28 protein-coding genes and 1 pseudogene are annotated in these 25954 nt (G+C 69.3%); 16 read left to right on the top strand and 13 right to left on the bottom strand.

Annotated elements, in window-relative coordinates; genetic code table 11:
• Positions 1-44: 44 nt before the first annotated feature.
• Positions 45-638 (top strand): TetR/AcrR family transcriptional regulator, encoded by a 594-nt coding sequence (locus tag ACGFMK_RS18890; RefSeq protein WP_392764448.1) that lies wholly within the window; start codon positions 45-47, stop codon positions 636-638.
• On the opposite strand, the gene ACGFMK_RS18885 is transcribed toward ACGFMK_RS18890, so the two are convergent.
• From ACGFMK_RS18885 to ACGFMK_RS18875, 3 genes are read right to left on the bottom strand one after another with little or no spacing between them, the layout of a single operon-like run.
• Complete coding sequence (locus ACGFMK_RS18885; RefSeq protein WP_392764445.1) at positions 635-1624, bottom strand: pentapeptide repeat-containing protein; 990 nt, start codon at positions 1622-1624, stop codon at positions 635-637. The genes ACGFMK_RS18890 and ACGFMK_RS18885 overlap by 4 nt on opposite strands.
• A 2-nt stretch (positions 1625-1626) precedes the next feature.
• Positions 1627-2250: a uracil phosphoribosyltransferase gene (upp, locus tag ACGFMK_RS18880; protein WP_323329699.1), complete on the bottom strand. Its 624-nt coding sequence runs from the start codon at positions 2248-2250 to the stop codon at positions 1627-1629.
• A gap of 5 nt (positions 2251-2255) precedes the next feature.
• On the bottom strand, positions 2256-2690 hold the full coding sequence (locus tag ACGFMK_RS18875) for a protein-tyrosine phosphatase family protein (RefSeq protein ID WP_392764442.1): 435 nt from the start codon (positions 2688-2690) through the stop codon (positions 2256-2258).
• A gap of 85 nt (positions 2691-2775) precedes the next feature.
• Here ACGFMK_RS18875 and ACGFMK_RS18870 point away from each other — a divergent pair, with 85 nt between their 5' ends.
• From ACGFMK_RS18870 to ACGFMK_RS18835, 8 genes are all read left to right on the top strand, one after another.
• The gene (locus ACGFMK_RS18870) at positions 2776-3390 is read left to right on the top strand and encodes a DUF1707 domain-containing protein (RefSeq protein WP_392764553.1); all 615 of its coding nucleotides are present in this window, start codon (positions 2776-2778) and stop codon (positions 3388-3390) included.
• Between the two features lie 701 nt (positions 3391-4091).
• Positions 4092-5066, top strand: a complete 975-nt coding sequence (gene deoC, locus ACGFMK_RS18865) for a deoxyribose-phosphate aldolase (RefSeq protein WP_392764439.1) — start codon at positions 4092-4094, stop codon at positions 5064-5066.
• Positions 5066-6499: an aldehyde dehydrogenase family protein gene (locus ACGFMK_RS18860; RefSeq protein ID WP_392764436.1), complete on the top strand. Its 1434-nt coding sequence runs from the start codon at positions 5066-5068 to the stop codon at positions 6497-6499. Before deoC ends, ACGFMK_RS18860 begins: the two co-directional genes overlap by 1 nt.
• Complete coding sequence (locus ACGFMK_RS18855) at positions 6492-7358, top strand: aldehyde dehydrogenase family protein (RefSeq protein ID WP_392764433.1); 867 nt, start codon at positions 6492-6494, stop codon at positions 7356-7358. The genes ACGFMK_RS18860 and ACGFMK_RS18855 overlap by 8 nt, the downstream gene beginning before the upstream one ends.
• A 151-nt stretch (positions 7359-7509) precedes the next feature.
• The gene (locus ACGFMK_RS18850; RefSeq protein WP_392764430.1) at positions 7510-8238 is read left to right on the top strand and encodes a hypothetical protein; all 729 of its coding nucleotides are present in this window, start codon (positions 7510-7512) and stop codon (positions 8236-8238) included.
• Positions 8238-8552, top strand: a complete 315-nt coding sequence (locus tag ACGFMK_RS18845) for a hypothetical protein (protein ID WP_392764427.1) — start codon at positions 8238-8240, stop codon at positions 8550-8552. Before ACGFMK_RS18850 ends, ACGFMK_RS18845 begins: the two co-directional genes overlap by 1 nt.
• Positions 8553-8561: 9 nt before the next feature.
• Entirely contained in the window at positions 8562-9317 is a 756-nt protein-coding gene (locus tag ACGFMK_RS18840) for a hypothetical protein (RefSeq protein WP_392764424.1), read from the top strand.
• 17 nt (positions 9318-9334) lie between these two features.
• Positions 9335-9892: a hypothetical protein gene (locus ACGFMK_RS18835; protein WP_392764422.1), complete on the top strand. Its 558-nt coding sequence runs from the start codon at positions 9335-9337 to the stop codon at positions 9890-9892.
• On the opposite strand, the gene ACGFMK_RS18830 is transcribed toward ACGFMK_RS18835, so the two are convergent.
• Complete coding sequence (locus tag ACGFMK_RS18830) at positions 9889-10551, bottom strand: hypothetical protein (RefSeq protein WP_392764420.1); 663 nt, start codon at positions 10549-10551, stop codon at positions 9889-9891. The genes ACGFMK_RS18835 and ACGFMK_RS18830 overlap by 4 nt on opposite strands.
• Between ACGFMK_RS18830 and ACGFMK_RS18825 the strand changes: the two genes are divergently transcribed.
• Positions 10535-10807: a hypothetical protein gene (locus ACGFMK_RS18825; protein WP_392764418.1), complete on the top strand. Its 273-nt coding sequence runs from the start codon at positions 10535-10537 to the stop codon at positions 10805-10807. The genes ACGFMK_RS18830 and ACGFMK_RS18825 overlap by 17 nt on opposite strands.
• 16 nt (positions 10808-10823) lie before the next feature.
• On the opposite strand, the gene ACGFMK_RS18820 is transcribed toward ACGFMK_RS18825, so the two are convergent.
• On the bottom strand, positions 10824-11468 hold the full coding sequence (locus ACGFMK_RS18820) for a TetR/AcrR family transcriptional regulator (protein ID WP_392764416.1): 645 nt from the start codon (positions 11466-11468) through the stop codon (positions 10824-10826).
• Between the two features lie 180 nt (positions 11469-11648).
• Between ACGFMK_RS18820 and ACGFMK_RS18815 the strand changes: the two genes are divergently transcribed.
• The 3 genes from ACGFMK_RS18815 to ACGFMK_RS18805 are packed head-to-tail and all read left to right on the top strand — an operon-like array spanning position 11649 to position 14328.
• A complete protein-coding gene (locus ACGFMK_RS18815; protein WP_392764413.1) occupies positions 11649-12881 on the top strand; it encodes a cytochrome P450 in 1233 nt (410 codons plus the stop codon).
• A gap of 13 nt (positions 12882-12894) precedes the next feature.
• A complete protein-coding gene (locus ACGFMK_RS18810) occupies positions 12895-14094 on the top strand; it encodes a cytochrome P450 (protein ID WP_392764411.1) in 1200 nt (399 codons plus the stop codon).
• A 39-nt stretch (positions 14095-14133) separates the two neighbouring features.
• Complete coding sequence (locus tag ACGFMK_RS18805; RefSeq protein ID WP_290056061.1) at positions 14134-14328, top strand: ferredoxin; 195 nt, start codon at positions 14134-14136, stop codon at positions 14326-14328.
• A gap of 59 nt (positions 14329-14387) precedes the next feature.
• Here ACGFMK_RS18805 and ACGFMK_RS18800 read toward each other — a convergent pair whose 3' ends face one another.
• Genes ACGFMK_RS18800 through ACGFMK_RS18780 form a run of 5 tightly spaced genes read right to left on the bottom strand, consistent with a single transcriptional unit; the run spans position 14388 to position 19602 of the window.
• Positions 14388-15467, bottom strand: coding sequence for an ABC transporter ATP-binding protein (locus tag ACGFMK_RS18800; protein ID WP_392764409.1), 1080 nt, complete (start codon positions 15465-15467; stop codon positions 14388-14390).
• A gap of 2 nt (positions 15468-15469) precedes the next feature.
• Positions 15470-16342: a carbohydrate ABC transporter permease gene (locus tag ACGFMK_RS18795; RefSeq protein ID WP_392764406.1), complete on the bottom strand. Its 873-nt coding sequence runs from the start codon at positions 16340-16342 to the stop codon at positions 15470-15472.
• On the bottom strand, positions 16339-17271 hold the full coding sequence (locus ACGFMK_RS18790) for a carbohydrate ABC transporter permease (RefSeq protein ID WP_392764403.1): 933 nt from the start codon (positions 17269-17271) through the stop codon (positions 16339-16341). Before ACGFMK_RS18790 ends, ACGFMK_RS18795 begins: the two co-directional genes overlap by 4 nt.
• Positions 17271-18605, bottom strand: a complete 1335-nt coding sequence (locus ACGFMK_RS18785) for an ABC transporter substrate-binding protein (RefSeq protein ID WP_392764400.1) — start codon at positions 18603-18605, stop codon at positions 17271-17273. Before ACGFMK_RS18785 ends, ACGFMK_RS18790 begins: the two co-directional genes overlap by 1 nt.
• On the bottom strand, positions 18598-19602 hold the full coding sequence (locus tag ACGFMK_RS18780; RefSeq protein WP_392764397.1) for a zinc-dependent alcohol dehydrogenase family protein: 1005 nt from the start codon (positions 19600-19602) through the stop codon (positions 18598-18600). Before ACGFMK_RS18780 ends, ACGFMK_RS18785 begins: the two co-directional genes overlap by 8 nt.
• A 128-nt stretch (positions 19603-19730) precedes the next feature.
• Between ACGFMK_RS18780 and ACGFMK_RS18775 the strand changes: the two genes are divergently transcribed.
• Both ACGFMK_RS18775 and ACGFMK_RS18770 read left to right on the top strand, forming a co-directional pair.
• Positions 19731-20711: a sugar-binding transcriptional regulator gene (locus ACGFMK_RS18775; protein WP_392764394.1), complete on the top strand. Its 981-nt coding sequence runs from the start codon at positions 19731-19733 to the stop codon at positions 20709-20711.
• Between the two features lie 183 nt (positions 20712-20894).
• Positions 20895-21581, top strand: coding sequence for a hypothetical protein (locus tag ACGFMK_RS18770; protein WP_392764391.1), 687 nt, complete (start codon positions 20895-20897; stop codon positions 21579-21581).
• Here the strand turns inward: ACGFMK_RS18770 and ACGFMK_RS18765 are convergent.
• Positions 21472-21707, bottom strand: a pseudogene (locus tag ACGFMK_RS18765) (winged helix-turn-helix transcriptional regulator). The gene ACGFMK_RS18770 and the pseudogene ACGFMK_RS18765 sit on opposite strands and share 110 nt — an antisense overlap.
• Before the next feature lie 68 nt (positions 21708-21775).
• On the opposite strand from ACGFMK_RS18765, the gene ACGFMK_RS18760 reads away from it, so the two are divergent.
• The gene (locus ACGFMK_RS18760) at positions 21776-22330 is read left to right on the top strand and encodes an NADPH-dependent F420 reductase (protein WP_392764389.1); all 555 of its coding nucleotides are present in this window, start codon (positions 21776-21778) and stop codon (positions 22328-22330) included.
• Here ACGFMK_RS18760 and ACGFMK_RS18755 read toward each other — a convergent pair.
• Positions 22316-23359 (bottom strand): C45 family autoproteolytic acyltransferase/hydolase, encoded by a 1044-nt coding sequence (locus ACGFMK_RS18755; protein ID WP_392764386.1) that lies wholly within the window; start codon positions 23357-23359, stop codon positions 22316-22318. The genes ACGFMK_RS18760 and ACGFMK_RS18755 overlap by 15 nt on opposite strands.
• Positions 23360-23398: 39 nt before the next feature.
• The gene (locus tag ACGFMK_RS18750) at positions 23399-25903 is read right to left on the bottom strand and encodes a DEAD/DEAH box helicase (protein WP_392764383.1); all 2505 of its coding nucleotides are present in this window, start codon (positions 25901-25903) and stop codon (positions 23399-23401) included.
• Positions 25904-25954 lie beyond the last annotated feature (51 nt).

The following is a 25954-nucleotide window of genomic DNA, read 5'->3' as shown; positions in this document are numbered from 1 at the left end:
TGCGGGCCTGGCCATTCATAACAGCGTTCCGATACGCTGCGTAGATGGCTCGACCCCGCACGCACGACGAAGCCCTCCGGCTGAAGCTCCTGGACCGCGCCGGCGAGCTCATCGCCGCCGACGGGCCGAAGGCGCTTTCCCTGCGGAAGCTGGCCGCCGACGCCGGGACGTCGACCACCGCCGTGTACTCCCTGTTCGGCAGCAAACCCGATCTGGTGAACGCGCTCTACACCGAAGGCTTCCGCCGGTTCGGCGCCCGGATGGCCGCGACGTCGTTGACCGGCGACGCGGTCGAGGACCTCGTCACGCTCGGCAGCGCATACCGCGCGAGCGCCCTGGCCGACCCGAACCTCTACGGGATCATGTTCACCAGGTCCGTCCCCGGGTTCGAGCCCAACGAGGACGCCGAGCACCTCGCCCGCGAGACGCTCAAGCCGCTGGAGCGCATCATCCGCCAGGCCATCACCGACGGCGTCTTCGTCGACGTCCCCCCGGAGACGGTCGCGGTCGCCTGCTGGGCGTTCGTGCACGGGCTCGTCTCGCTGGAACTGACCGGCAACCTGCCGGAGGAGTTCGACGTCACGAGCACGTACGAGACCGCCCTGCGCGCGAACGCCTCCGGCTGGCTGAAGACCTAGGCACCCGCCGAGCCGCGACGCACGTTCAGGCCGGTGAGCTCGGGCTCGACCGCGAACCGCGCCTCCGACACGTCGATCACCTCGTGCTCACCGCCGTCGAAGAGCACCTCGGCGTCGAAACCCGTGTGGGAGAACAGGAACCGGCCGCCCGAGCGCGTTCGGGTGAAGCGGACCTCCCCGGCGAAGTGCGCCCAGGAGAAGAACGCGCCTTCCGCGAAGACCGTCCGGTCGAAGTTCGCGGTCGAAGTGAACTCCGTGCCGAAGAACGCGGCCTCGCGTGTGAAGTTCGTGCCGCGGATGTGGACCGCGCCGAGGAACCGGGCCCGGCTGAAGTCCGCGGCCGTCACCGTGCAGCCGCTGAGCCGGAAGTCCACGAGGACGGCCCGCTGCAGGTCGATCGCCAGCCCCGGCCAGTAACCCGGTTCGTCGTGGCCCAGGTGCGTCTTGAGCAGTTCCTGGGCGGCCAGCCGGACCTGCAGCTCGGCGTCGTCGTACCCGGGTGCCTTGCCCAGTTCCGCGGCGGACCGGCCGCGCAGCCCGTGCGGCGGGCCGGCGAACGGCATCCGCAGGTAGGCGCACAGCACGTTGACGATCGTCTGGCGCTGCTTCGGGTTGTCCTGGCCGAGCCGCTCCAGCGCGTACAGCCCGCCGAGCCGGACCGGTGCCTTGTCGTTGCCGAGCTGCTCCACGGCCTTCGTGTACAGCTCGGTGACGCGCCGCTCTTCGAGGTCCCGCTCGGTCACGCCCGCGACGCGGGTCGTCTCGGCCAGCTGCAGCTCCAGCGTGCGCTGGCGGCGCGTGGCCAGCCACAGCGCGAACACCCCGCCCGCGCCCGCGCCGACGCCGAACGCCGTCTTCACCGCGTCGATCCGCACCGGCGCGTCGGGCCGTCCGGACCAGGCCAGGAAGAGCCAGAGCAGCGCGCCGGTGACGACCGCGACGGCGGCCGCGACCACCGCGATCCACCGCCACCTCAGTACCGGCAAGGCTAAACGGCGCCGTACTGGCGGTCACCCGCGTCGCCGAGGCCCGGGACGATGAAGCCCGAGTCGTTGAGCCGCTCGTCGATGCTGGCCGTGACCACGCGGACCGGCAGGCCGGTCTTCTCCAGGTGGGCGAGGCCCTCGGGCGCGGCCAGCGCGCAGATCGCCGTGACGTCGTCGGCGCCGCGGTCGGTCAGCAGCCGGATCGTGTACTCCATCGAGCCGCCGGTGGCGAGCATCGGGTCGAGCACCAGCACCGGCCGGTTCGCGAGCGACTCCGGCAGCGACTCGAGGTACGGCGTCGGCTTGAGGGTTTCCTCGTCGCGTGCCAAGCCGACGAAGCCCATCTGCGCGTCCGGGATCAGCTTGTGGGCCTGGTCGGCCATGCCCAGCCCGGCCCGCAGCACCGGGACGAGCAGCGGCGGGCTGGCCAGCTTGTAGCCCTCGGTGCGCGCGACCGGCGTGTGGATCCGCTCGGTCTTCACCGGCACGTCGCGCGTGGCTTCGTAGACCAGCATGACGGTCAGTTCGTGCAGCGCGGCCCGGAACGCGGCGCTGTCCGTGCGCGCGTCGCGCATGGTGGAGAGCCGGGCCTTCGCGAGGGGGTGGTCGACGACGTGCACATCCATGCAGGTCAACTTAGCCGGTCGGCGAACCTTTTCACCCAGCCGCGCTGCCAGGGTGTTTCGGCGGCGCGTTCGTCGTAGTGCTCGCGCACCCACGCGACGGCGTCGCCGGCCGGGACGCCCGAAAGGATCGCCAGGCAGGCCAGCACCGTGCCGGTCCGGCCGACACCGCCGTAGCAGGCGACTTCGACGGTTTCGATCTTGGCGCGCGCGTGTAGGGCCTTGATCTGGCGGCGTGCCTCCGCGGGTTTGGCCGGCAGCAGGAAATCGGGCCAGGTGACCCATTCGTGCGGCCAGGTGATCCCGCCGCCGTGCTTGCGCCGCAACCGGCTCGTCCCCAGGTAGAGCCCGAAGTCCGGCTCCGGCCCGGTCGGCGCGGGCCGGGCGAGGCCGCGGCCGCGGACCCGGGTGCCGTCCGGGAATTCGACTGTCGGTGATCCCATCGGCCCAGTGTCCTTCGGAAGATGGACACTGTGGGTGGTTTTCGCCACTAGGCTGCCCCGGGTGAGCGAACTGACGCCCGACCAGATGCGGGCCTCCGACGCCGACCGTGAGCGCGTCGCCCAGGTGCTGCACAACGCCCTCTCGGAAGGGCGGATCACGGTGAACGAACTCGAAGAGCGGCTCACCACCGTCTACGCCGCCAAAACCCTCGGAGACCTCAAGCCGGTGACGGTGGACCTCCCGTCGTCCGGCGCGGCGGTCGAGCAGGCGACGTCGCGCGCGCTGGGTTTCCCGGACCAGCGCATCGGCGGCCACCCAGGCTCCCCGGTCTCGATCGGCGTCATGTCCGGCGCGATCCGCAAGGGCAGCTGGGTCCTGCCCCCGCAGCACAACAGCTTCGCCTTCTGGGGCGGCGCGGAGATCGACCTGCGCCAGGCCCGCTTCGCGGAGAAGCACTGCACGATCACGGCGGTCGCCATCATGGGCGGCATCCAGATCACGGTCCCGGACGACATCAACGTGGACGTCACGGGCATCGGCTTCATGGGCGGCTTCGTCCTGGAGGACAAGTCGGGAGCGCCCCCGGCGCCGCCGACGGCCCCGACGGTGAAGATCAACGGCCTCGGTTTCTGGGGCGGGGTGGTCGTGTACCGGAAGCCGGCGCAGCGGACCGAACCGCCGCGCATCGAAGGCGCCTGACTCACGCTGCGTTGGGCCGCCGCAGTTCGCAGCCCTCTGGCGCCTGCTCGGCCGGCGTGAACTCTGTTGTGCGCGCGAACGGTCCACTCGCGCCGCCCCCACGTCACGAACGGTCCACTCGCACTTCACCAACTGGGCGCGAACGGCCCACTCGCGCCTCACCAGCGTCACGAGCGGCCCTCTCGCGCCTCACCAGCGGGGCGCGAACGGCCCACTCGCGCCTCACCAGCGTCGCGAACGGCCCTCTCGCGCCTCACCAGCGGGGCGCGAACGGGCCACTCGCGCACCCACCCGACGTCACGAACGGGCCACTCGCACCGCCCCCGCTGCACGAACGGTCCGTTCGCACCGACGCTGCCGCCGCAATTGGCACCGGGTCGCCGGGCGCCCGTTGGCCAGCTGCCGACCGGCGTCGTCCACGCCCCGCGGCGAAGAGCAACAGCCCCGGCTTCCGCGACTGCGTGAACGCCCCATTCGTGTGCTCCCACCGACGCGAACGGTCCTTTCGCGCCCTCCCGCCGGGCGCGAACGGCCCACTCGCGCACCCACCCCACGTCACGAACGGTCCGTTCGCACCCCACCGGCGTCACGAACGGCCCGTTCGCACCGACTTACGTGACACTTGTCGACCGAAGCGTCACACCGGGTGACCCTCCGCCGGACGCCGCGCGGTGTCGGACCCGCCGCCTAGACTCAGGCCCATGACAGCCACGACCAGCACGTCAGCGGCGCCGGCCACCCCGGCACCGCTGGCGGACGCGACTCGCGACGAAGCGAGCCTGCGCCGCTTCCTGCTCGGGCTGCCCGGTGTCGACCAGGTCGGCGTCGAGCAGCGCGCGGCGGGCCTCGGCACGCGCAGCATCAAGAAGGACGCCAAGCGGTGGGCCATCGACACCGCCATCTCCATGGTCGACCTGACCACGCTGGAGGGCGCCGACACCCGCGGCAAGGTCCGGGCGCTCGCCGCGAAGGCGGTCCGCCCCGACCCCGAGCGGCAGGACGCCCCGCGCGTCGCCGCCGTGTGCGTGTACCCGGACATGGTCCAGACGGCCGTCGAGGCGCTGAAGGGCAGCGGTGTGCACGTCGCGAGCGTCGCGACCGGCTTCCCCGCGGGCCGCACCAGCCGTGAGATCAAGCTGGCCGACACGAAGATCGCCGTCGACGCGGGCGCGCACGAGGTCGACATGGTGATCGACCGCGGCGCCTTCCTCGAAGGCCGCTACATGGACGTCTTCGAGGAGATCCAGGCCATCAAGGCCGCCTGCGGTGACGCCCACCTGAAGGTCATCCTCGAAACCGGCGAGCTGGCGACCTACGACAACGTGCGGCGCGCGTCGTGGCTGGCGCTGCTGGCCGGCGGCGACTTCATCAAGACGTCCACCGGCAAGGTCTCCCCCGCCGCGACGCTGCCGGTCACGCACATCATGCTGCAGGCCGTCCACGACTGGCACGTGACGACCGGCGAGCTGCGCGGCGTCAAGCCCGCGGGCGGCATCCGGACCACGAAGGACGCCATCAAGTACCTGGTCGCGGTGCACGAGGTCGCCGGCGAGCAGTGGCTGACCCCGGACCTGTTCCGCTTCGGCGCGTCCAGCCTGCTCAACGACCTGCTGCTGCAGCGCCGCACCCAGGTGGACGGCCACTACAGCGGCCCCGACTACGTGACGGTGGACTGATGCCTGTTTTCGAGTACGCACCGGCGCCGGAGTCGCGCGCCATCGCGAACCTGAAGGACCACTACAAGCCGTTCGTCAACGGCGAATTCGTCGACGGCTCGGGTGAGCCGCTCAAGACGATCAACCCGGCCACCGAAGAGGTCCTGGCCGAGGTCGGCACCGCGTCGAAGTCCGATGTGGACACCGCGGTCAAGGCCGCCCGCAAGGCGTACAACAACGTCTGGTCGAAGATGCCGGGCACCGAGCGCGCGAAGTACCTCTTCCGCATCGCGCGGCTGATCCAGGAGCGCTCGCGCGAGCTGGCCGTGCTGGAGAGCCTCGACAACGGCAAGCCGATCAAGGAGTCGCGCGACTCCGACGTCCCGACCGCGGCGGCGCACTTCTTCTACCACGCGGGCTGGGCCGACAAGCTGGAGTACGCCGGCTACGGGCCGAACCCGCAGCCCCTGGGCGTTGCCGGGCAGATCATTCCCTGGAACTTCCCGCTGCTGATGCTGGCCTGGAAGATCGCGCCCGCGCTGGCCACCGGCAACACCGTGGTGCTGAAGCCGGCGGAGACGACGCCGCTGACCGCGCTGGTGTTCGCCGAGATCTGCCAGCAGGCCGAGCTGCCGCCGGGCGTGGTGAACATCCTGCCCGGCGCCGGCGACATCGGTGCGTCCATTGTGGAGCACGCCGACGTCGACAAGATCGCCTTCACCGGCTCCACCGAGGTCGGCAAGGCGATCCAGCGCGAAGTCGCGGGCACGGCGAAGAAGCTGACGCTGGAGCTGGGCGGCAAGGCGGCGAACATCGTCTTCGAGGACGCGCCGCTGGACCAGGCGATCGAGGGCATCGTCAACGGCATCTTCTTCAACCAGGGCCACGTCTGCTGCGCGGGTTCGCGGTTGCTGGTGCAGGAATCCATCGCCGAGGAGGTGCTGGAGAAGCTCCGCTACCGCGTCTCGACGCTGCGCCTGGGCGACCCGCTGGACAAGAACACCGACATCGGCGCGATCAATTCGGCCGAGCAGCTGGCGAAGATCCGCGGGCTCGTCGAAGCCGGTGACGCCGAGGGCGCGCAGCGCTGGACCAGCCCGTGCCCGGTGCCGGACCGCGGGTTCTTCTTCGCCCCCACGGTGTTCGCGAACGTCCACCAGTCGATGCGGATCGCACGCGAGGAGATCTTCGGCCCGGTGCTGTCGGTGCTGACGTTCCGCACGCCGGACGAGGCCGTCGCGAAGGCGAACAACACGCCGTACGGGCTTTCGGCCGGGATCTGGACCGAGAAGGGCTCGCGCATCCTGTGGATGGCGAACCAGCTGCGGGCCGGCGTCGTCTGGGCCAACACCTTCAACCGCTTCGACCCCGCCGCGCCGTTCGGCGGCTACCAGGAATCCGGTTTCGGGCGCGAAGGCGGCCGCACCGGGCTGGAGGCGTACCTGAATGTCTGACCGAATCTCCGTCGCCAAGACGTACAAGCTGTACGTCGGCGGCAAGTTCCCGCGCTCGGAGTCCGGCCGGGTCTACCCGGTGACCGACGCGAAGGGCAAGTTCCTGGCCAACGCGGCCCACGCGTCCCGCAAGGACGTCCGCGACGCGGTGGTCGCGGCCCGCAAGGCCTTCCCGGGCTGGGCGGGCGCGACGGCGTACAACCGCGGCCAGGTCCTGTACCGGGTGGCCGAGGTGCTGGAAGGCCGTCGCGACCAGTTCATCGCCGAAGTGTCCACTTCGGAGGGTCTGGCGGCGAAGAAGGCCGAGTCCCTTGTGGACGCCGCGATCGACCGCTGGGTCTGGTACGCGGGCTGGACGGACAAGATCGCCACGGTCCTCGGCGCGGCCAACCCGGTGGCGGGCCCGTACTTCTCGTTCACCGTCCCGGAGCCGACGGGCGTGGTGGGCATCCTCGCGCCGCAGCAGTCGTCGTTGCTGGGCCTGGTCAGCGTCCTGGCCCCGGTCCTGGCCACGGGCTCGACGGCGGTGGTCGTCTCGAGCGCGGAACGCCCCCTGCCGGCGATCACGCTGTCCGAGGTCCTGGCGACGTCGGACGTCCCGGGCGGAGTGGCGAACATCCTGACGGGCCGCGCGTCGGAGCTGGGCTCATGGCTGGCTTCCCACGGCGACGTCAACGCCCTGGACCCCACGGGCGCCCTCCCCGCGGACCGCCCGGAGCTGGCGCGCGAGGCGGCGAACACGGTGAAGCGGGTCCTGACGGTCCCGGACACCGAGCCGGACTGGACGGTCGCACCGGACCTCTCCCGGCTGCGCCGCTACCTGGAGGCCAAGACGGTCTGGCACCCGCTGGGCGTCTGAGTTTTCGCTGGTGAAGGCCACCACCCGGGGCTGCCGGGTGGTGGCCTTCACCGCATTCCCGGCCCCGGATCTTCGATTCGGATGACGCCGACCTCGATCACGACTACTGTCCTGGCCAGGTACGCAGAGTGACGCATCGGGGAGGGTGCAGGTGCCGGACGACGAAGACTGGGCGTTCGAGGCGGAAATCGACCTCTGGGACGACGGTGAGCGACCTGCGCCTCCGTCCGACGACGAACCGGAACCGACGGACCCCTCAGGGCAGGACGCGGACTCGGTGGTGACTGTCGTCGTGTCTCCCGGAGGAGCAGTCGAACGGGTCCGGCTTGCCCAGGACTGGAAGAGCCGAGTGGATCCCCGCGGGCTCCACACGAGTGTGTTGTCCGCGGCCAACGCGGCGGTGCTCGACGCGGTGGTCCGGCAAGCCCGGGAGGTACAGACGGCCCCACCGTCCCGGCCACGAGCCGACGCGGACGAAACGCCGCTCACCGCCGAGGACGTGCTGCGGCTGGACGACGCGGTCCATGCGGAATTGGAGGAGTTTTCCGCGCAGATGGCCTCCGTCAACGTCGGCATCGCCTCTGCGGAAAGCGGCGGAGGACATGTCCGCGGCACCTCGCAGGGCGGCCGTTACCTCACCCTCGACCTCGATCCGACGTGGGCGACGATCGCCCGCAACGCAGAGGTCGAAGGCGAACTGCTGGACGTACTCCGCGCCCTCCACGACCAATCGACGCCTGCGGGACTCGCGCCCCAACCACAAGGCCAGGCCTACACCGAACTGATGGGTCTGTTGTTCGATCCCGCCCGGCTCCTCCGCCGAGTCGGCTTGACCCCGCCACCCGGCCTCTTCGTCAACCAGGAAGGACGTGACCGCTGATGAGCGACATGGAAGTGGCCCTGGAGGCCCTGCGCTCGGACGCCAAGACCTGGGACCTCGCAGCGGACAACCTCAACCAGGCACGAGGCATCGTCTCGCCGCTGGATCTGACGCCCGGCGACGTAATGAGCTATGCGGCATCCAGGGGTTTCAATCGCCGCTACAACGACATGCGCGCCAAGCTGGACCGCCTGCTGGCCCAAGGAGCGGCGAACTTCCGCGGGATCTCCGGCAGCCTGCTCACCGGCGCCGCCATCTACGAGCAAGCCGAGGGCGAGCACGCGAGCCGCCTCGGCAAGCTGGACGGGCACTGAGGGGCGCACATGACCGCGGCAGCCGGAAATCCCATCATCGACCGGGCTCTCGAGGACATGCGCGCCATCGAGGAGAAGTACCGGGAGTTCATGGACAAGGTGCGTGACCTGCTCGACTGGGTGCCGAGCGCACTCGAATCCCTGGTCCGGCCGATCATCGACCTGGTGGACTACGTCAACGGAAAGTTCGCGGAGTGCCAGAACCACCTCCGGCTGTTCTGGACCGACCGGGGCGATCCCGAAAAGCTGAAGCAAGTCGGCAAGCAGTGGATCGAGGAGTTTTCACACACGATCGACGAAATCGCCGGGACGCTGGGCTTGGACAAGCTCAAGGCCAACATCTACTGGCAGGGCCGAGCAGCGGAGACCTACAAGGCCGCCGTGCCCGCCCAGATCGATCATCTGAACTCGATGAAGGATCTCGGCGAGCAGATGCGCGATTCGCTCAGCAACCTCGCCAACGGCATCGATTCCTTCTGGCTGGCCATGAAAATCATCCTCGGTGGACTGGTCGCCGCTGTCGTTTCCGCCATCCTCAGCGCGGCCACGGTCGCGGGCCTGCCCCTGGCGCTGGGGATCCTCTCCGCCGCCATCGCCGCGGCACTGCCTGCGATCACCGGAACGATCGTTGCGATCGAGTCGCTGCTCGACGTGATCGAAACCGAGCAAGGCTCCATCCAGGCGAAGGTCGACAGTCTCGGTGACCTGTGGGAACGGACCAACACCTCCACGATGTCGCACCCCGGCGACTGGCGAGTCAACTGATCATGAACGACTTCCCGATGGATCCACAGGCTTACGCCTGGATCCCGCCCCGGCTGGTCACGAGGCTCCGGCGCACCCTGCCGCTCCTCGGTGCCCTCACCACCGTCGTCGCGGTCGCGATGTGCGTTGCCGTGCCCGTCCTGGGTTACAGCCTGCCGACCAGCCACGACGCCGCCAACGGCATCCCCGTGATGCTCGGCGTTTTCAGTGCCGTGCTGCTGCTCATGACCGGCCTCGCGCTGTTGTTCGCCCCGACCTGGGTCGAGGTCGGCTATCACCGCGCCGGTACCGGTCACATCCTGCGGCTCCGCCCCGCCGCCATCTCCGTCGGGCCACTGTGCGGCGGGTGCGTTTCGGTCGTGATCCTGCCGCTCTTCTACCTCGTCTACGGCAGCAAGCTGACCTGGTCCGACCCCGGCCCGGACAACCCCCACGGGTACACGCAGATCAGCTTCGGGATCTTCGTCTTCCTGGTCATGCCGCTGGTCGCGTTCGTCGTCGGCTGCGTCGACGTCGCGATCGGGTTGCCCGTGCTGCGGCCCTCGACACGCACCATCCAGCGGTACGCGCGCTAACTCATCGTCACCGAGAAGTCCGTCAGCGTGAACCTCGCCTTACCGCCGCCCGTGGAGCAGAACTCGATGCCGTAGCCGATCTGGTTGACCGTGGGGTTCGGCGGGATGAAGCCCTTGCCGATGCCCCACGCGATCATCGCCTTCAGGTCGACCGCGCCCGAGTACTGCGTCGTCTGGGAGACGAACGCGATGTAGCCGTCGTCGTCCGCCCAGACGTCGTACGAGTGGCCGCCCGCGGAGTACGTCGCCACCTTGTCGCCCGAGGGCTGCTGCTTGAGGTTCTCCGTCCAGACCATCACCTCGGTCACGCCCTTGCCGTCGCCGACGCCGTTGAGCCAGAGGTCGTACGCGACGTCGTAGATGCCCGTGCCCGGGCCGCGGCCGGCGAACGTCGACCGGATCACCGAATAGTCGTTGAACGGTTTTCCGTTCTGGTCATTGATGTCCTTGTGGACGTTCGGATAGGTTTTCACCGACGTCGTCGACGGCTGGGTGGAATCCACGTACCAATTGTCGTACGCGCACGCCCGCAATGTTTCCAGGCCCGCTTCGTCCGAATTCCACATGTTGTTGTGGACGTAGTAGCCGCCGTCCGACCAGCCGCCGTCGGCGTCGCTCGTGGTGAACTCCGGGCTGCCGCAGTTGCGCGACGGCGTCACCGAAGGCGGACTTGGCGCAGGTCGGGACGTGCTCGGCGGCGCCGAGGCGGGCGGCGCACTGGACGTCGGCGGAGCCGAAGACGTCGAAGCGGCCGACGGTGGCGGCACGAACGAGGACACCGCGGCCGGAGCCGCCGAACCGTCGTCCTGCCCGCACGCGGCGAGCGCGAAGAAGGGAAAGACCAACAAAGCAGCAAGGGTTCTTCGTCGCATTTTCCCGCCTCGTCAACAATGGCAGAACGAGGCGGAACCCTAACACGCGAAAATGACGATCAGTGTTCTTCGGGTTCCAGGTCGTGGGACGTGATCGGGCGGCCCGGCAGCGGGGTTCCCGGACGCGCGCTCAGCCCGTCGATCATGATGCCGACGCAGCGGCTCGCGGCCATCGCCGCGACCTCGTCCGTCTTCGCGCGCATCTGGCGCAGCAGCGTCGCGAACAGGATCGCGATGTCCCCCGCGCCGACGTCCATCCGGAGCTTGCCCTCCGCCTGGGCGCCGCGGACGAAGTCGTCGAGCACCACGAGGATCTCGTCACGGAGCCGGCGGACCTCCGGGTCGCCCTTCAGGATCACCAGGGCCCGGTGCGACACCATCGCCAGCTGGACGACCAGCTGCAGCTCGACCGACTGCCGCAGCAGCCGCTCGAGCCCGTTCCACGGGGACGTCTCCTCCGCGGCGATCCGGCGCGCGTCGATCAGCACCCGCTCGAAGTTGTCCATCGCGACCGCCCTGACCAGGGCGTCCCGGTCCGGGAAGCGGCGGTACAGCGTGCCGACACCGACGCCGGCCGCGCGGGCGATCTCCTCCATCGGCACTTCGGCTCCGGACGCGGCGAAGATGCTCTTCGCGGCGGCCAGGATCTGGTCGCGGTTACGCCGCGCATCCGCCCGCAGGCTGGTCTCGGGGTCTGCCGTCATGCCGTTCGCCTCTCGCTGAATCTGGCGCGGGGTGATTCTCGCATGGTCAGGCAGCCACATGGTGCATCCGCAAGATGTCACCCGTTAGCTAGTGGACGACTTCCCTCCACTTCGGTACGTTGGGGACTAGAACCGGAATGTAATCCTCCACATACTTTCCGTCCGATTTGGGGGTCCGAAATGACCGAAGTCGCCGAAACCGCCACGACCGCGACCGGGGAAGAGGTCTTCCCGCTGGTGCGCAGCTGCCCGTTCGCGCCGCCGCCGGCGTACGGCAAGCTGCGCGAAGCGGGCCCCGTGCACCGCGTCGAGCTGCAGTCCGGCCAGGAGGCCTGGGCGATCACCCGGCTCGAGGACGTCCGGCAGATGCTGACCGACCCGCGGTTCAGCTCCGACCGGTTCAACCCGGGCTTCCCGTTCCTGACCAAGCAGGGCCGCCCGGCACGGCGGACCAACTTCACCGCGTCGCTGATCAACATGGACCCGCCGCAGCACGGCGCGGCCCGGCGCGAGGTCGTCGGCGAGTTCACGGTGAAGCGGATGAAGGCGCTCCAGCCGCGCATCCAGCAGATCGTCGACGAGCACATCGACGCGATCCTGGCCGGCCCGAAGCCCGCGGACCTCGTCACCGCGCTGTCGCTGCCGGTGCCGTCCCTGGTCATCTGCGAGCTGCTCGGTGTGCCGTACGCCGACCACGAGTTCTTCCAGGTCCGCAGCTCGACGCTGCTCAACCGGGACGTCGAGCAGGACGACCGGATCAAGGCCGTCGACGAGCTGCAGAACTACCTCGACCAGCTGGTCACCCAGAAGGAGACCGAGCCGGCCGACGACCTGCTCAGCCGCCAGATCGCCAAGCAGCGCGAGGACCACGGCGACGTCGACCACGACTCGCTCGTCTCGCTGGCGTTCCTGCTGCTCATCGCCGGGCACGAGACGACGGCGAACATGATCTCGCTCGGCACCGTCGCGCTGCTGGAGAACCCGGACCAGCTCGAGCTCATCAAGAACGACCCGGGCAAGACGCTCGACGCCGTCGAGGAGCTGCTCCGGTACTTCACGATCGCCGAGTTCGCGACGTCGCGCGTCGCCACCGAGGACGTCGAGATCGGCGGCCAGCTGATCCGCGAGGGTGAGGGCGTGCTCGGCCTGAGCTACTCCGGCAACCGCGACGAGGAGGCGTTCGAAGACGCCGACAAGCTCGACCTCGAGCGTGGCGCCCGCCACCACGTCGCGTTCGGCTTCGGCCCGCACCAGTGCCTCGGCCAGAACCTCGCCCGGATGGAGCTGCAGATCGTGTTCGACACGCTCTTCCGCCGCCTCCCGGAGCTGAAGCTGGCCGCGCCGGTGGAGCAGCTGCCGTTCAAGCACGACTCGTCGATCTTCGGTTTGTACTGCCTGCCCGTGACCTGGTGAAGAGGGGGAAGTCATGACGACTGTCGAGCAGCACGAATTCCCGATGACCCGCACGTGCCCGTTCTCGCCGCCGCCGGCGTACGAGGAGATCCGCGAGGAGGACGCCGTCGCGAAGGTGCGGCTGCCCGACGGCGGCCAGGCCTGGGCGGTCACCCGGCTGGCGGACGTCCGGACCGTGCTGAACGACCGGCGGTTCAGCGCCGACCGGCAGCACCCGGACTTCCCGCAGCTGGTCAAGGGCGGTTTCCGGCGGCAGGGTGACGAGCGCACCATGATCACCATGGACGCGCCCGAGCACGGGCCGGCCCGCAAGGCCGTGCTCGGCGAGTTCACCGTGCGCCGGATGGAGGCGCTGCGGCCGCGGATCCAGGAGATCGTCGACACCCAGATCGACGCGCTGCTGGCCGGCCCGAAGCCCGGCGACCTGGTCGAGAAGCTGTCGCTGGCCGTCCCGTCACTGGTGATCTGCGAGATGCTCGGCGTGCCCTACGCCGACCACGACTTCTTCCAGACCCACACGGCGAAGCTGATCAAGCGCTCGACGTCGCCGGAGGAGCGGCGGGCGGCGTTCGACACCATCCGCGGGTACATGGCCGACCTCATCGCGAAGAAGGAGGCGAACCCGCCGGACGACCTGCTCGGGCGGCAGATCGTCAAGCTCCGCGAGGACGGCACCTACCGGCGGGAGTCGCTGGCCGCGACCGGGTTCCTGCTGCTGGTCGCCGGGCACGAGACGACGGCGAACATGATCTCGCTGTCCACCGTGGCGTTCCTGCAGAACCCGGAGCAGCTCGCGGCGATCAAGGCCGACCCGGGCAAGACGCTCGACGCCGTCGAGGAGATGCTGCGCTACTGGACGATCGTCGACGTGGCCACCGCGCGCCTGTGCGTCGAGGACGTCGAGGTCGGCGGGCAGCTGATCCGCGCCGGGGAAGGTGTGCTGGCGCTGGGCTACGCGGCGAACCGCGACCCGCGGGCGTTCGAGAACGCCGACGAGCTGGACATCGAGCGCGGCGCCCGCCACCACGTCGCGTTCGGCTTCGGCCCGCACCAGTGCCTCGGCCAGAACCTGGCCCGGATGGAACTGCAGATCGTCTTCGACACGCTCTTCCGCCGCATCCCGACACTGGAGCTGGGCGCGGACGTGGACGACCTGCCGTTCAAGGACGACGCGAACATCTACGGCCTGTACCGGCTGCCGGTGACCTGGTAGAGATCGACCGGACGGCCATCCCATCACAGGAGAAGAACCATGAAGATCATCGCGGACACCGGCAAGTGCGTCGGCGCCGGTCAGTGCGTGCTCACCGAGCCCGCGCTGTTCGACCAGAGCGAGGACGACGGCACGGTCATCGTCCTCAACGAAACCCCCGAGGGTGAGCTGGTCGAGAAGGCCCGCGAAGCGGTGCACGTCTGCCCGAGCCAGGCCCTCTCGCTGCAGGAGTAACGGGAAACGGCCACCTCGCGGGTAAGGGGTTCCCGCGAGGTGGCCGTGGCCTGTCTCCTTCAGGAGAGACGCAGGGTCGTCTCCGGGTTGAAGGCGTGGGTCTCGCCTTCGCCGCGCAGGCCCACCCGGACGTTGTCGCCCATCCGGGGCGGCGTGCGGCCGTCGACGCGGACCACGAAGCGGTCGTCGCCGACCTTGCCGTGGAGGTACGCGTCCGCGCCCAGTTCCTCGACCAGCTCCACCACCAGCTCGAAGCCGCCCTCGGAGACCAGCTCCAGTGACTCCGGGCGGACGCCGAAGGTGACTTCGCGAAGGTTCTGCGACGACGCCGCCGCAACCACCGACCGCGGCAGCGGCAGGGTGACGTCGCCCAGCTTGACGCCGCCCTCGGTCAGGGGCAGCTGGGCCAGGTTCATCGCCGGCGACCCGATGAAGCCCGCGACGAACGAGTTCGTCGGGTTCTCGTACAGCTCACGCGGGGACGCGCACTGCTGCAGGACGCCGTCCTTGAGCACCGCCACCCGGTCGCCCATCGTCATCGCCTCGACCTGGTCGTGCGTGACGTAGATGGTCGTCGTCCGGAGCCGGCGTTGCAGCTGAGCGATGTTCGCCCGGGTCTCGACCCGCAGCTTCGCGTCCAGGTTGGACAGTGGCTCGTCCATCAGGAACACGCTGGGCTCGCGCACAATCGCCCGGCCCATCGCGACGCGCTGCCGTTGCCCGCCGGACAACGCCTTGGGCTTCCGATCCAAAAAGCGAGACAGGTCGAGCATCTTGGCGGCCTCGGCCACCTTCGCGTCGATGTCCGCTTTGGACAGTCCACGCAGCTTGAGCGCGAAGCCCATGTTGTCGGCGACCGTCATGTGCGGGTACAGCGCGTAGGACTGGAACACCATCGCGATGTCCCGGTCCTTCGGCGGCAGGTTCGTGACGTCGCGGTCGCCGATGTGGATGGCGCCCTCGTCGACGTCTTCCAGGCCGGCGAGCATCCGCAGCGCCGTCGACTTGCCCGAACCGGACGGGCCGACCAGGACCAGGAACTCGCCGTCCGGCACCGCCAGGTCGAGCTTGTCGACCGCCCGCACCTCGTTCGTGCCGGGATAGATCCGGGACGCCTGCTGATATTCGACACCTGACATGACTACTTCACCGCTCCCATGGACAGACCCCGGACGAGGTGGTTCTGCGCGAACCAGCCGACGATCATCACCGGCAGCGAGGCCAGCAACGCGGCTGCGGACAGCTGGGCCCAGTACAGGCCCTCACTCGTGATGAACCCGACGAGGAACACCGGCACGGTGCCGGCCCGCGCCGCCGTCAGGTTGACCGCGTAGAAGAACTCGGTCCAGGAGAAGATCACGCAGATCAGCGCGGTCGCCGCGATCCCGGGCGCGACCACCGGCATGATGATCTTGCGCAGCAGGGTCGGCAGGTTCGCGCCGTCGATCCGCCCGGCCTCGATCATCTCGTGCGGCACCTCGAGGAAGAACGACCGCATCATCCAGATGGCCAGCGGCAGGTTCATCGACGTGTAGAGGATGACCAGCGCCCACACCGTGTCCAGCAGCTCGGTGTTCTGCGAGATGATGTACAGCGGGATGATGGCCGCGACGATCGGCAGCATCTTCGTCGAGAGGAAGAAGCCCAGCGCGTTGGACGTCTTCTTCACCGGCGCCAGCGAAAGCGCGTACGCGGCCGGGATGCCGAGCAGCAGCACCAGCAGCGTCGAAAGCACCGTGACGAACGCCGAGTTCGACAGGTAGGGCAGGAACCCGCCCTTCAGCACGTTCGCGATCTGGTCGAACGTCGGGCTGAAGAACAGCTTCGGCGGGTCGGTGTAGGCGTCGGCCTCCTGCTTGAACGCCGTGAGGATCATCCACAGCAGCGGGAAGACGAACAGGATCGCGATCACCCAGGTGACGACGGTGAGCGCACCGGGGCCGAGCTTGCGCTTCGGCTTGCGGGCCGGCGGGGCGGCGGTGGCCGCCTCCGGGCGAGTGTCCAAAGTGGTCATTTGACGCCTCCGTCCACCGAGAAGGTGCGGAACATCAAGCGCAGTGCGAAGGTCGCGACGATCATCGTCAGGATCACGACGATGACACCCATCGCCGACGACTGGCCGACGTCGAAGCCTTCGAACGCGCGCTGGTAGATGTAGTACGGCAGGTTGGTGCTGGCCACGCCCGGCCCGCCCTGCGTCATCAGGAAGATCGCGTCGAAGCTGTTCACGATGTAGATCGCGCCCAGCAGCGTCGCCAGCTGCAGGAACCGGGACAGGTGCGGCAGCGTGATCGAGGCGAACGTGCGCCACCGGCTCGCGCCGTCGACCGAAGCCGCTTCCAGGACCTCCTTCGACTGGCTCTGCAGGCCGGCCAGGATCAGCAGCATCATGAACGGCGTCCACTGCCACACGATCTGGGCCATCACCGAAGCCAGCGGGAACTCCGAAAGCCAGTCGGTGTCGGTGCCGAAGACGAAGTGCAGCAGCCCGTAGGTCGGGTCGAACATCGTCGTCTTCCACAGCAGCGCGCCGGCCGCCGGCAGGATCAGGAACGGCGTGATCAGCAGCGTCCGGACGACACCGCGGCCCATGAACTTCCGGTCCAGCAGGATCGCCAGGCCGAGTCCGAGCAGCAGCGCGACGAGCACGCAGACCACGGTCAGCAGCACCGTGTTCAGCAGCGCGACCAGGAACGTCGTGTCGCTGAAGACGTCGATGTAGTTGTCCAGGCCGACGAAGTGCCGCGAACCCGGGCGGACCAGGTTCCAGGACTGGAACGAGTAGAACACGGTCAGCAGGAACGGCAGCTGCGTCACGGCGATGACGAAGATCAACGCCGGCAGCAGCGGCAGCCGCCGCTTGGCCGCGGAGCTCAGGCCGCGTTTCTCCGCGACCTTCGCGTGCGATTGGGACTTGGGGGTGTCTACGGAGAGCGTGGACATCACTGCACCGCCTTGTAGGAGTCGCCCACCGTCAGGGCGTAGTCCTGGGATTGCTTCAGGGCGTCGTCGACCGACTCGCGGCCGGCGATCGCGGCCGACAGCTGCTGGCTCACCCGGGTGCCCAGGTCCTGGAACTCGGGGATGCCGACGAACTGGATGCCGGGGTAGGGCACCGGGTTCGCCATGGCCTTCTGCTGGTTCGCGTCCGCGATGCCGTCCAGCGTCGGCTTCGCGTAGGCCTGCGCGGCCTTGGCGTAGTCGGGAATGTCGTAAGTGGACTGACGCACACCAGGCGGGACGCGGTTCCAGCCGTAGGTCGCCCCGACCTTCTGCACGTACGCCTTGTCGGTCATCCAGGCCATGAACTTCCAGGCCGCGTCCTTGTCCTTGGCGACCTTCGGGATACCGAGGGCCCAGGTGTAGAGCCAGCCGCTGGCCTGCGTCTTGACGACCGGGGCCGGCGCGTAACCCGACTTGCCGACGATCTTGCTGCTCGACGGGTCCTCGTTGGTGCCCGCCATGACCGTGGCGTCGTACCACATCGCCGCGTTGCCCTGCGTGTAGCGCGTGCCGCACTCGGAGAACCCGGCGCTGGAGGCACCGACCTCACCGTGGTCGCGGATCAGGTTGACGTAGAAGTTCGCGGCGTCCTTGAACTCCGGCGACGTCAGCTTGGCGTTCCAGTCCTTGTCGAACCACTGCGCGCCGAAGGTGTTGGCCACCGTGGTGAACGGCGCGAGGCTCTCGCCCCAACCGGGCTTGCCGCGCAGGCAGATGCCCGAGACGCCGTTGGCCTTGTCGTCGAGCTTCGCGGCGAAGTCGGCGATCTGCTGCCAGGTCGGCTTGGCCGGCATGGTCAGCCCGGCCTTCTGGAAGAGGTCCTTGCGGTAGGCCAGGAACGACGACTCGCCGTAGAACGGCACCGCGTACATCTGGTTCTGGTACGACAGCGACTGCTTGATGCTGGGGATGAAGTCGCCTTCGTCGTAGCCCGGGGTGGCCGCCATGTGCGGCTCGAGGTTCTCGAGCCAGCCGTTGGCCGCCCACTGCGGAGCCTCGTAGTTGCTGATCATCACGACGTCGAACTCGCCGCCCTCGGTGGCGGTCGACGCGGTGATCTTGGCGCGGGCCTGGTTCTCCGGCAGCGAGACGAACTTGAGGTTGATCCCCGTCGCCTTCTCGAACTCCGGCGCGAGCGAGATCGCGTCCTTCATCTGCGGGTTGGACACGATCGCGATGACGAGGGTGCTCCCGCCGGTGCCGACCGAGCCGGCGCCGGCACAGCCGGTGGCCAGCAACGACGTCGCGGCGAGGAGGGTGAGCAGCTTACGCACGGCTACCTCCCGGAAGTACTTGCACCTTGAGGCCCGAGCCGCTGCGCATCTTCGCGAGCGCCTCGGGGTACTGCTCCAGCGGCAGGGTGTCCGTGAGCAGCGAATCGGTGTCGATCGCGCCGTTGGCGACGAGGTCGAGCGCGGTGCCGAAGCTGTTCAGCACGGCCATCGAGCCGACGATGGTGATCTCGTCGTTGTAGATCCGGAACGGCGAAAGCGCGACGCGGGCTTCGGCCGGGGCGACCCCGAAAACGAGCAGCCGTCCACCGCGGCGGACCGAGTCGAAGGCGGCTTCGATGGCCGGGGCGGCGCCGGTGCAGTCGACGGCGACGTCGAACGTCTCGCCGTTCAGCTCCTTGACGTCCGACGCGGTGGCGACGGCGCCGAGGCTGCTGGACCGCGGCAGCCGGGAGGCGTTGCGGTCGACCATCGTGACCTGCGCGCCGGAGCGCTGCAGCAGCTGCTGCATGATCAGGCCCATCGTGCCGGCGCCGACGACCAGGATGCGTTCGCCGGCTTCGACCCCGACGCGGCGCACACCGTGCACCGCGCAGGAGACGGGCTCGACCAGCGCGCCCTGCTCCCAGCTCATCAAGTCGGGCATCCGGTAGCAGTTGGCCGACGGCACGGCGACGAACTCCGCGAAGGCGCCGTCGACGGTGTCACCGGTGGCGTTCCAGTTGGCGCACAGGTTTCCGTGGCCGGAGCGGCACGGGCCGCAGTAGCCGCAGAACAGGGAGGGGTCGACGGCGACGCGGTCGCCGATCTTCCAGTCGCCCGGCACGTCCACGCCGAGCTCGACGATCTCCCCGGCGAACTCGTGCCCGGGGACGATGGGGTACGGAGTCGGCGGGAAGTGCCCGTCGGCGATGTGCAGGTCGGTGCCGCAGATGCCGCACGCACCGACCTTGACGATGACCTGCCGTTCCCCCGGTTTTGGATCGGGCACCTCGCCGACCCGGATCTCGCCGGGCCGATCGATGATGGCGGCACGCATGCCAAGCCCCTTCCTCGCGCTCATATGAGCGTCGTTGACCTATGGCGTCGAGAACATGTGAAGGCATTACAGGACTGACCTGTGTGTTACGTCAACCTTTCGGGCATATTTCTAGCTATAGTGCTCATATGAGCACGTCTAAGAAGCAGTCGTCGCTGACCGAAGCTATGCTCCTCGCGACCGTCGCCCGGCGCTTCTACGTGCAGGGACGCTCCAAGCTGGAGATCGCCGACGAGTTCGGCGTCAGCCGGTTCAAGGTCGCGCGCATGCTCGACACGGCCATGGAGTCCGGCCTGGTCAGGGTGGAGTTCGCCCTACCGGCGCCGGTCGACCTCGCCCTGTCGGACGAGGTCCGGTCCGCCTACGGCCTGGACCGGGCCCTGGTGCTCGAACGCTCAACCGAGCGGGAGCCCAAGGAGGTCGTCCGGGCGAAAATCGGCACCCTGGCGGCCCGGCTGCTCGAGGAGGTCGTGCGGACCGACGACATCGTCGGGCTTTCGTGGGCGCGCTCGGTGAACGCGATGACCGAGGCGATCCGGACGCTGCCGCGCTGCCCGATCGTCCAGCTCTGCGGGGTGCAGGCCGGGATGGACATGCGCGGCCGCTCGGTCGAGACGGTCAGCCGCGTGACGGCGGTGTCCGGCGGCGACGCCTACCCGATCTTCGGCCCGCTCGTGCTCCCGGACCGCCGCACGACGGAGACGCTCCGGCGTCAGCCGGGCATCGCCGAGACGTTCGGCCAGTTCCGCAACCTGACCAAGGCGGTGGTGAGCATCGGCGCGTGGCAGCCGGGCGAGTCGACGGTCTACGACGCGCTGGACGAGGCGGAGCGGGCGGCGATAGCGGCGCGCGGCGCGACGGCGGAGGTCGCGGCCCGGCTCTTCGACGAGTCGGGCAACGCCCTGTCGACGGGCTTGGCCCACCACGTGCTGGCGATCAGCCACGAGGAACTGATGGCGGTGCCGGAGGTGATCGCGCTGGGCTACAGCAAGCCGAAAGCCTCGGCGGTGGACGCCGTCCTGCGCTCGGGCATGGTCTCGACCCTGATCACCGACGCCGCCGCCGCCGTCCCCCTGCTGGCCCTGGCGACCAAAAACCCACCCCGATGACCCCCGGACGGCACTTTCGTCGAGAAAGATGCGTTTGGTGGAACTGGAGTTTCAGAATGTGGTGATACCCCGCTGGGTGTAGGCAACGGCCCGCGCGCTGACCCGGTGGGTGCAGGTCGGGGGTTGCGGGCTCCGGGGTTACGCCCGATGTGCGTGTGCGGCTTCTCCGTGAGCCTGGATGGCGTGACCCGAACCAAGACTTCCCCGCGCCGGCGGCAGGCCGTCGTCTGGCTGCACGTCGTGTCGTCGGTCGCCTGGATGAGCCAGGCCCTCGCGCTCGTCGTGCTGATGTCGCTGGCCCTCACGCGTCCCGCGCAGGCCGCCGCCGCGACCGCGATGGCCGACCGGCTCGACTCCGTGCTGCTCGCCCCGATGGCGAACGTCTCCGCCTTCACCGGCCTCGTGCTCGCCGGCGCGACCGCGTGGGGCTACTTCCGGCACTGGTGGGTGCTCACCAAGTTCGCCCTGACTTTCATCCAGCTCTACGCCGGGATCTTCCTGCTTTCCCCCGCGTTGCGAGAGTCCGCCGACACGGCGACCGCCACCTGGCCGCAGATCGCCGGGGCTTCCCTCATGGCTAGTGCGCTGTCGTTCCAGGCGTGGCTCTCGATCGCCAAGCCGGGCAAGCGGACGCCGTGGTCGCCCGCGGCGAAACCGCCGACCGCGCCGACCTGGGTGTTCGTCGCCGGGGTGGCCGCGCCCGTGTTCGACGTCGGCGCCGGGCTCGCCGCCGGCTACCCGCTGCCCGCGTTGTCGCTGGTCACGCTGATCGTGCTCGGTCTTGAGCGGCGAGGACGTCGTCGCCGTGCTCAGCCGCCCACCGCCCGAAACCCTCGATCGGCTCCAGCAGCGTCTCCCCCAGTGGTGTGAGAGCGTACGCGCCTTCGCGCCGTGCCGGCGCGGGCCGTGGCGCAGCGCCCACACCACAACCGGGTTCCAGGTGTTGGCGACGAGGTCGAACGCGAGCCGCGTCGGGCAGTCGGCGAGCAGGTCCATCGGTTACCTTTCGGTTCCTTCCGGGGTCTCTAACGTCGTGCTGGTACAGCAAAGCACGAGGAGGACGCATGCGGATCGGGATCTTCGGCACGGGCGCGATGGCGACGGCGTTGGGCACGCACTGGACGAACGCCGGCCACGAACTGCGGGTGGCCGGCCGGGGCAGGTGGGCCGAGGTGGCGGCCTTCGCGGACGCCGTGCTCCTGGCGATCCCCGCGGACGCCGTCTTCGAAGTCCTGCCGAAAGCGGGCCCCCTGCGCGGAAAAGTCCTCGTCGACTGCACCAACCAGCCCGGCCCGACCGGCACCGAACCCCCGCCCGGCACCCCGGTGGCGACCCGGATCGCGGCCGCCGCGCCGGGCGCGCACGTCGTCAAGGCGTTCAACCTCGCCTCGGCCGACGTCTGGCGCAAGCCACCCGCGACGCTCACGGTTCCGCTCTGCGGCGACGATCCGGCCGCCCTCGACACGGTCCGCACGCTCGTCCGCGACGTCGGTTGCACGCCGGTGCTCGGCGGCGGCTTGGACCGCGCCCACCTGCTGGAGGCGACGGCGGCGTTCGCCATCGGCCTGTGGTTCGCGGGCGAAGACGCCCAGGCGATCCTGGTTTCAGCCGACGGCTGAAACGTTCCCGGCCGCCAGGTCCGCGACCCGGCCCCGGAGGGGCGCGCCGCCGCGTGGGATGAGCGTCACCGTGCCGTCGGCCAGGTCCGTGACCAGGGTGCTCAACGTCAGCAGCGGGTCGCCGCCGGACGCGTCGCGGTGGACGTCGTTCGTCAGCGTGTCCGCCAGCCACTTCGCGTCCGGCGCGACCGGCGCCAGGTGCGCGCAGACCTCGGCGCGGTCCAGGCTCTCCTCCGCGGCCGCGTCGAGGTCCGGCGGCAGCTGGCGGAAGTGGTTGGTGTGCCAGGAAAACCCACTGTCCACAGTGGTAACCGCGGTCTCGTGGCCCGCCTTCTCGACCACCGTCACCCCGGCCGAACCGACCTGGCCCATCGTGTACGCGAACCCGCCGGCCGAAGCGTGCGAACGCAGCAGCGACACCGCTTCCGCCACGGTGACGGCCCGTTGCGCCGACCGGGCCAGGAAGTGCCGCCCGGCGCACGGGGACGACGCGACGACGTCGACGCTGTCGATCCCCCACACCAGGCCGTGCGTGGTGAGCGTGAACGTGTTGGCGGGCACGAAACCCGGGTACCACCAGACGCAGACGCCGGGTTCCCCGTCGATCAGCAGGGTCAGCAGGCGTCCGATGCCGTCGAACACCGGTGAGCCGTCCTCGTTGTGCCCCAGCAGGCTCGGCGAACCGACCCACGCGAGGTCGGTGCAGCCGGTGCCGTCGCCGGTACCCAGGTCGCCGCGCAGGTTGGCCAGCAGCAGGTCGTCGAACGGCACCCCGGCGCCCGCGGCCAGCGCCGTCAGCTCGGCGTAGGCGTCCGGGTGCTCGACCTGCGACGCCGATTCGATCGCCCGGAACAGCACCGGCGAGCGCCGCGCCCGCGCGCTGACCGGCCAGGACGGCAGTCCGTCGAGGACGGTCCGGATGTCGTCGGCCGCGTACGCCCCCAGCTCGCGGAACGCGGCTTCGCGAGGGCCTCGGACGACCGTCCAGCGCACGTCACCGATCCGGTGCTCCACGACCGTCGCCACCATGCGATCACGATGCCTGAGCAGTCAGGAAAAGGCAACGCTCTAGTGCGCACCCACCTCGGTCACGCGGACCACGGCCGAGCCGGCCTCGTCGGACGCGGCCAGGTCGACCTCCGCGCTGATGCCCCAGTCGTGGTCGCCCGCCGGGTCGTCGAAGATCTGGCGGACCTTCCAGACGTCCGGCTGCTGCTCGATCATCAGCAGCGCCGGGCCGCGCGCGTCCGGGCCGGTACCGAGCGAGTCGTACTCCTCGAAGTAGTCCCCGATCGCGTCTTCCCAGGCCTCGGCGTCCCAGCCGGACGCCGCGTCCAGCTCGCCCAGCACGTTCCACGCCCGGCGCCCGAACAGCTCGACCCGGCGGAACAGCTCGTTGCGCACCAGGACGCGGAACGCGCGCTCGTTGCGCGTGACGGCCGGCGGTTCGGACGGCGGCCGCTGGGAGACCGGACCTTCTTCGTCCGGGTGCCGCAAGGCTTCCCACTCGTCCAGCAAGCTGGAGTCGACCTGCCGGACGAGCTCGCCCAGCCACTCGATGAGGTCCTGCAGCGGCTCGGTCTTCGCCTCGTCCGGCACCGTGTGGCGCAGCGCGTCGTAGGTGTCCGCCAGGTAGCGCAGCACCAGGCCTTCCGACCGCGCGAGCTGGTAGAAACCGATGTACTCGACGAAGTTCATCGCGCGCTCGTACATGTCGCGCACGACCGACTTCGGCGACAGCTCGTAGTCGTCGACCCACGGGTGGCCCTGCCGGTAGCTTTGGAACGCGCCCTGCAGCAGCTCTTCCAGCGGCTTCGGGTACGAAACGTTCTCGAGCAGCTCCATGCGCTCGTCGTACTCGATGCCTTCGGCCTTCATGGCGTTGACGGCCTCGCCGCGCGCCTTGAACTGCTGCTGCGACAGCACGGGCCTCGGGTTGTCCACAGTGGATTCCACAGTGGACACGACGTCGAGCGGGTAGCTCGGCGACTCCAGGTCGAACAGTTCGATCGCGGCCAGCGCGAAGGGCGAAAGGGGCTGGTTGAGCGCGAAGTCGAACTGCAGGTCGACGGTGAGCCGGACGATCCGGCCCTGCTCGTCCGGCTCGGGCAGCCGCTCGACGACCCCGGCGGACAGCAGCGCGCGGTAGATCGCGATGGCGCGCAGGATGAGCTTGCGCTGCGACGCGCGGTCCTCGTGGTTGTCCTCCAGCAGGTGGCGCATGGAGTCGAACGCGTTGCCCGGCCGCGAGATCACGTTCAGCAGCATCGAGTGCGTGACCTTGAAGCTGGACGTCAGCGGCTCGGGCTCGGCCGCGATCAGCCGGTCGAACGTGCTCTCGGTCCAGTTGACGAAGCCCTCCGGCGCCTTCTTCCGGACGATCTTCTTTTTCTTCTTCGGGTCGTCGCCCGCCTTCTCCAGCGCCTTCGCGTTCTCGACGACGTGGTCGGGCGCCTGCACCACGACGTAGCCGTCGGTGTCGTAGCCCGCGCGCCCGGCACGGCCGGCGATCTGGTGGAACTCGCGCGCCTTGAGGTGGCGCTGGCGGACGCCGTCGTACTTCGTCAGCGCGGAGAAGACCACTGTCCTGATTGGTACGTTGATGCCGACGCCGAGGGTGTCCGTCCCGCAGATCACCTTCAGCAGCCCGGACTGGGCCAAGGTCTCGACCAGTCGGCGGTACTTCGGCAGCATGCCGGCGTGGTGGACGCCGATGCCGTGGCGGACCAGCCGCGAGAGCGTCTTGCCGAAGCCGGCGGAGAACCGGAAGTCGCCGAGCAGCTCGGCGATGGCCTCCTTCTCCGCCTTGGTCGTGACGTTGATGCTCATCAGCGTCTGCGCCCGCTCGATGGCCGCGGCCTGCGAGAAGTGCACGACGTAGACCGGCGCCTGGCCGCCGTTGAGCAGCTCGGACATGGTCTCGTGCAGCGGGGTCAGCGCGTACCGGAAGGTCAGCGGCACCGGGCGCTGCACCGACGTGACCACCGCCGTCGGCTTGCCGGTGCGCCGCGTGAGGTCCTTCTCGAAGAAGGACACGTCGCCCAGGGTCGCCGACATCAGGACGAACTGGGCCTTCGGCAGCTCGAGGATCGGCACCTGCCACGCCCAGCCGCGGTCGGGCTCGGAGTAGAAGTGGAACTCGTCGGCCACGACCTGCCCGACCGGGGCGTCGGCGCCGAACCGCAACGCGATGTTCGCCAGGATTTCGGCCGTGCAGCAGATGATCGGCGCGTCCGGGTTGACGGCGGAGTCCCCGGTCATCATCCCGACGTTGTCCGCGCCGAAGATCTCGATGAGCTGGAAGAACTTCTCCGACACGAGCGCTTTGATGGGCGCGGTGTAGTAGCTGCGGCGGCCGTGGGCGAGCGCGGTGAAGTGCGCGCCGACGGCGACGAGGCTCTTCCCGGAGCCGGTCGGCGTCGAGAGGATGACGTTCGATCCGGAGACGACCTCCATCACCGCCTCCTCCTGCGCCGGGTACAGCTCGATGCCCCGTTCGGCCGTCCAGGTCGTGAAGGCTTCGAACAGGGTGTCGGGGTCGGGATCCGCAGGCAGGAGGTCTGTGAGAGTCATCAGGCGTCCATCGTGCCATCCGCTCGTCGCAAAGTCGGCAGGGGCAATCGC

The organism is Amycolatopsis sp. NPDC049252, assembly GCF_043197175.1.
In the GTDB taxonomy this organism is placed as follows: domain Bacteria; phylum Actinomycetota; class Actinomycetes; order Mycobacteriales; family Pseudonocardiaceae; genus Amycolatopsis.
The sequence above is the reverse complement of the archived record's forward strand: the minus strand, read 5'-3'. Positions and strand labels throughout refer to the sequence as shown.

Excerpts from the sequence above, each read along its gene's own strand:
- ACGFMK_RS18780 (WP_392764397.1), bottom strand. The coding sequence starts at position 19,602 with ATGCGTGCCGCCATCATCGATCGGCCCGGCGAGATCCGGGTCGGCGAG.
- ACGFMK_RS18845 (WP_392764427.1), top strand. The coding sequence starts at position 8,238 with ATGAGCGACATGGAAGTGGCCCTGGAGGCCCTGCGCTCGGACGCCAAG.
- ACGFMK_RS18760 (WP_392764389.1), top strand. The coding sequence starts at position 21,776 with ATGCGGATCGGGATCTTCGGCACGGGCGCGATGGCGACGGCGTTGGGC.
- upp (WP_323329699.1), bottom strand. The coding sequence starts at position 2,250 with ATGGATGTGCACGTCGTCGACCACCCCCTCGCGAAGGCCCGGCTCTCC.
- ACGFMK_RS18860 (WP_392764436.1), top strand. The coding sequence starts at position 5,066 with ATGCCTGTTTTCGAGTACGCACCGGCGCCGGAGTCGCGCGCCATCGCG.
- ACGFMK_RS18805 (WP_290056061.1), top strand. The coding sequence starts at position 14,134 with ATGAAGATCATCGCGGACACCGGCAAGTGCGTCGGCGCCGGTCAGTGC.
- ACGFMK_RS18890 (WP_392764448.1), top strand. The coding sequence starts at position 45 with ATGGCTCGACCCCGCACGCACGACGAAGCCCTCCGGCTGAAGCTCCTG.
- ACGFMK_RS18810 (WP_392764411.1), top strand. The coding sequence starts at position 12,895 with ATGACGACTGTCGAGCAGCACGAATTCCCGATGACCCGCACGTGCCCG.
- ACGFMK_RS18750 (WP_392764383.1), bottom strand. The coding sequence starts at position 25,903 with ATGACTCTCACAGACCTCCTGCCTGCGGATCCCGACCCCGACACCCTG.
- ACGFMK_RS18790 (WP_392764403.1), bottom strand. The coding sequence starts at position 17,271 with ATGTCCACGCTCTCCGTAGACACCCCCAAGTCCCAATCGCACGCGAAG.
- ACGFMK_RS18815 (WP_392764413.1), top strand. The coding sequence starts at position 11,649 with ATGACCGAAGTCGCCGAAACCGCCACGACCGCGACCGGGGAAGAGGTC.
- ACGFMK_RS18835 (WP_392764422.1), top strand. The coding sequence starts at position 9,335 with ATGGATCCACAGGCTTACGCCTGGATCCCGCCCCGGCTGGTCACGAGG.
- deoC (WP_392764439.1), top strand. The coding sequence starts at position 4,092 with ATGACAGCCACGACCAGCACGTCAGCGGCGCCGGCCACCCCGGCACCG.
- ACGFMK_RS18870 (WP_392764553.1), top strand. The coding sequence starts at position 2,776 with ATGCGGGCCTCCGACGCCGACCGTGAGCGCGTCGCCCAGGTGCTGCAC.
- ACGFMK_RS18755 (WP_392764386.1), bottom strand. The coding sequence starts at position 23,359 with ATGGTGGCGACGGTCGTGGAGCACCGGATCGGTGACGTGCGCTGGACG.
- ACGFMK_RS18840 (WP_392764424.1), top strand. The coding sequence starts at position 8,562 with ATGACCGCGGCAGCCGGAAATCCCATCATCGACCGGGCTCTCGAGGAC.
- ACGFMK_RS18820 (WP_392764416.1), bottom strand. The coding sequence starts at position 11,468 with ATGACGGCAGACCCCGAGACCAGCCTGCGGGCGGATGCGCGGCGTAAC.
- ACGFMK_RS18800 (WP_392764409.1), bottom strand. The coding sequence starts at position 15,467 with ATGTCAGGTGTCGAATATCAGCAGGCGTCCCGGATCTATCCCGGCACG.
- ACGFMK_RS18875 (WP_392764442.1), bottom strand. The coding sequence starts at position 2,690 with ATGGGATCACCGACAGTCGAATTCCCGGACGGCACCCGGGTCCGCGGC.
- ACGFMK_RS18855 (WP_392764433.1), top strand. The coding sequence starts at position 6,492 with ATGTCTGACCGAATCTCCGTCGCCAAGACGTACAAGCTGTACGTCGGC.
- ACGFMK_RS18775 (WP_392764394.1), top strand. The coding sequence starts at position 19,731 with ATGAGCACGTCTAAGAAGCAGTCGTCGCTGACCGAAGCTATGCTCCTC.
- ACGFMK_RS18795 (WP_392764406.1), bottom strand. The coding sequence starts at position 16,342 with ATGACCACTTTGGACACTCGCCCGGAGGCGGCCACCGCCGCCCCGCCG.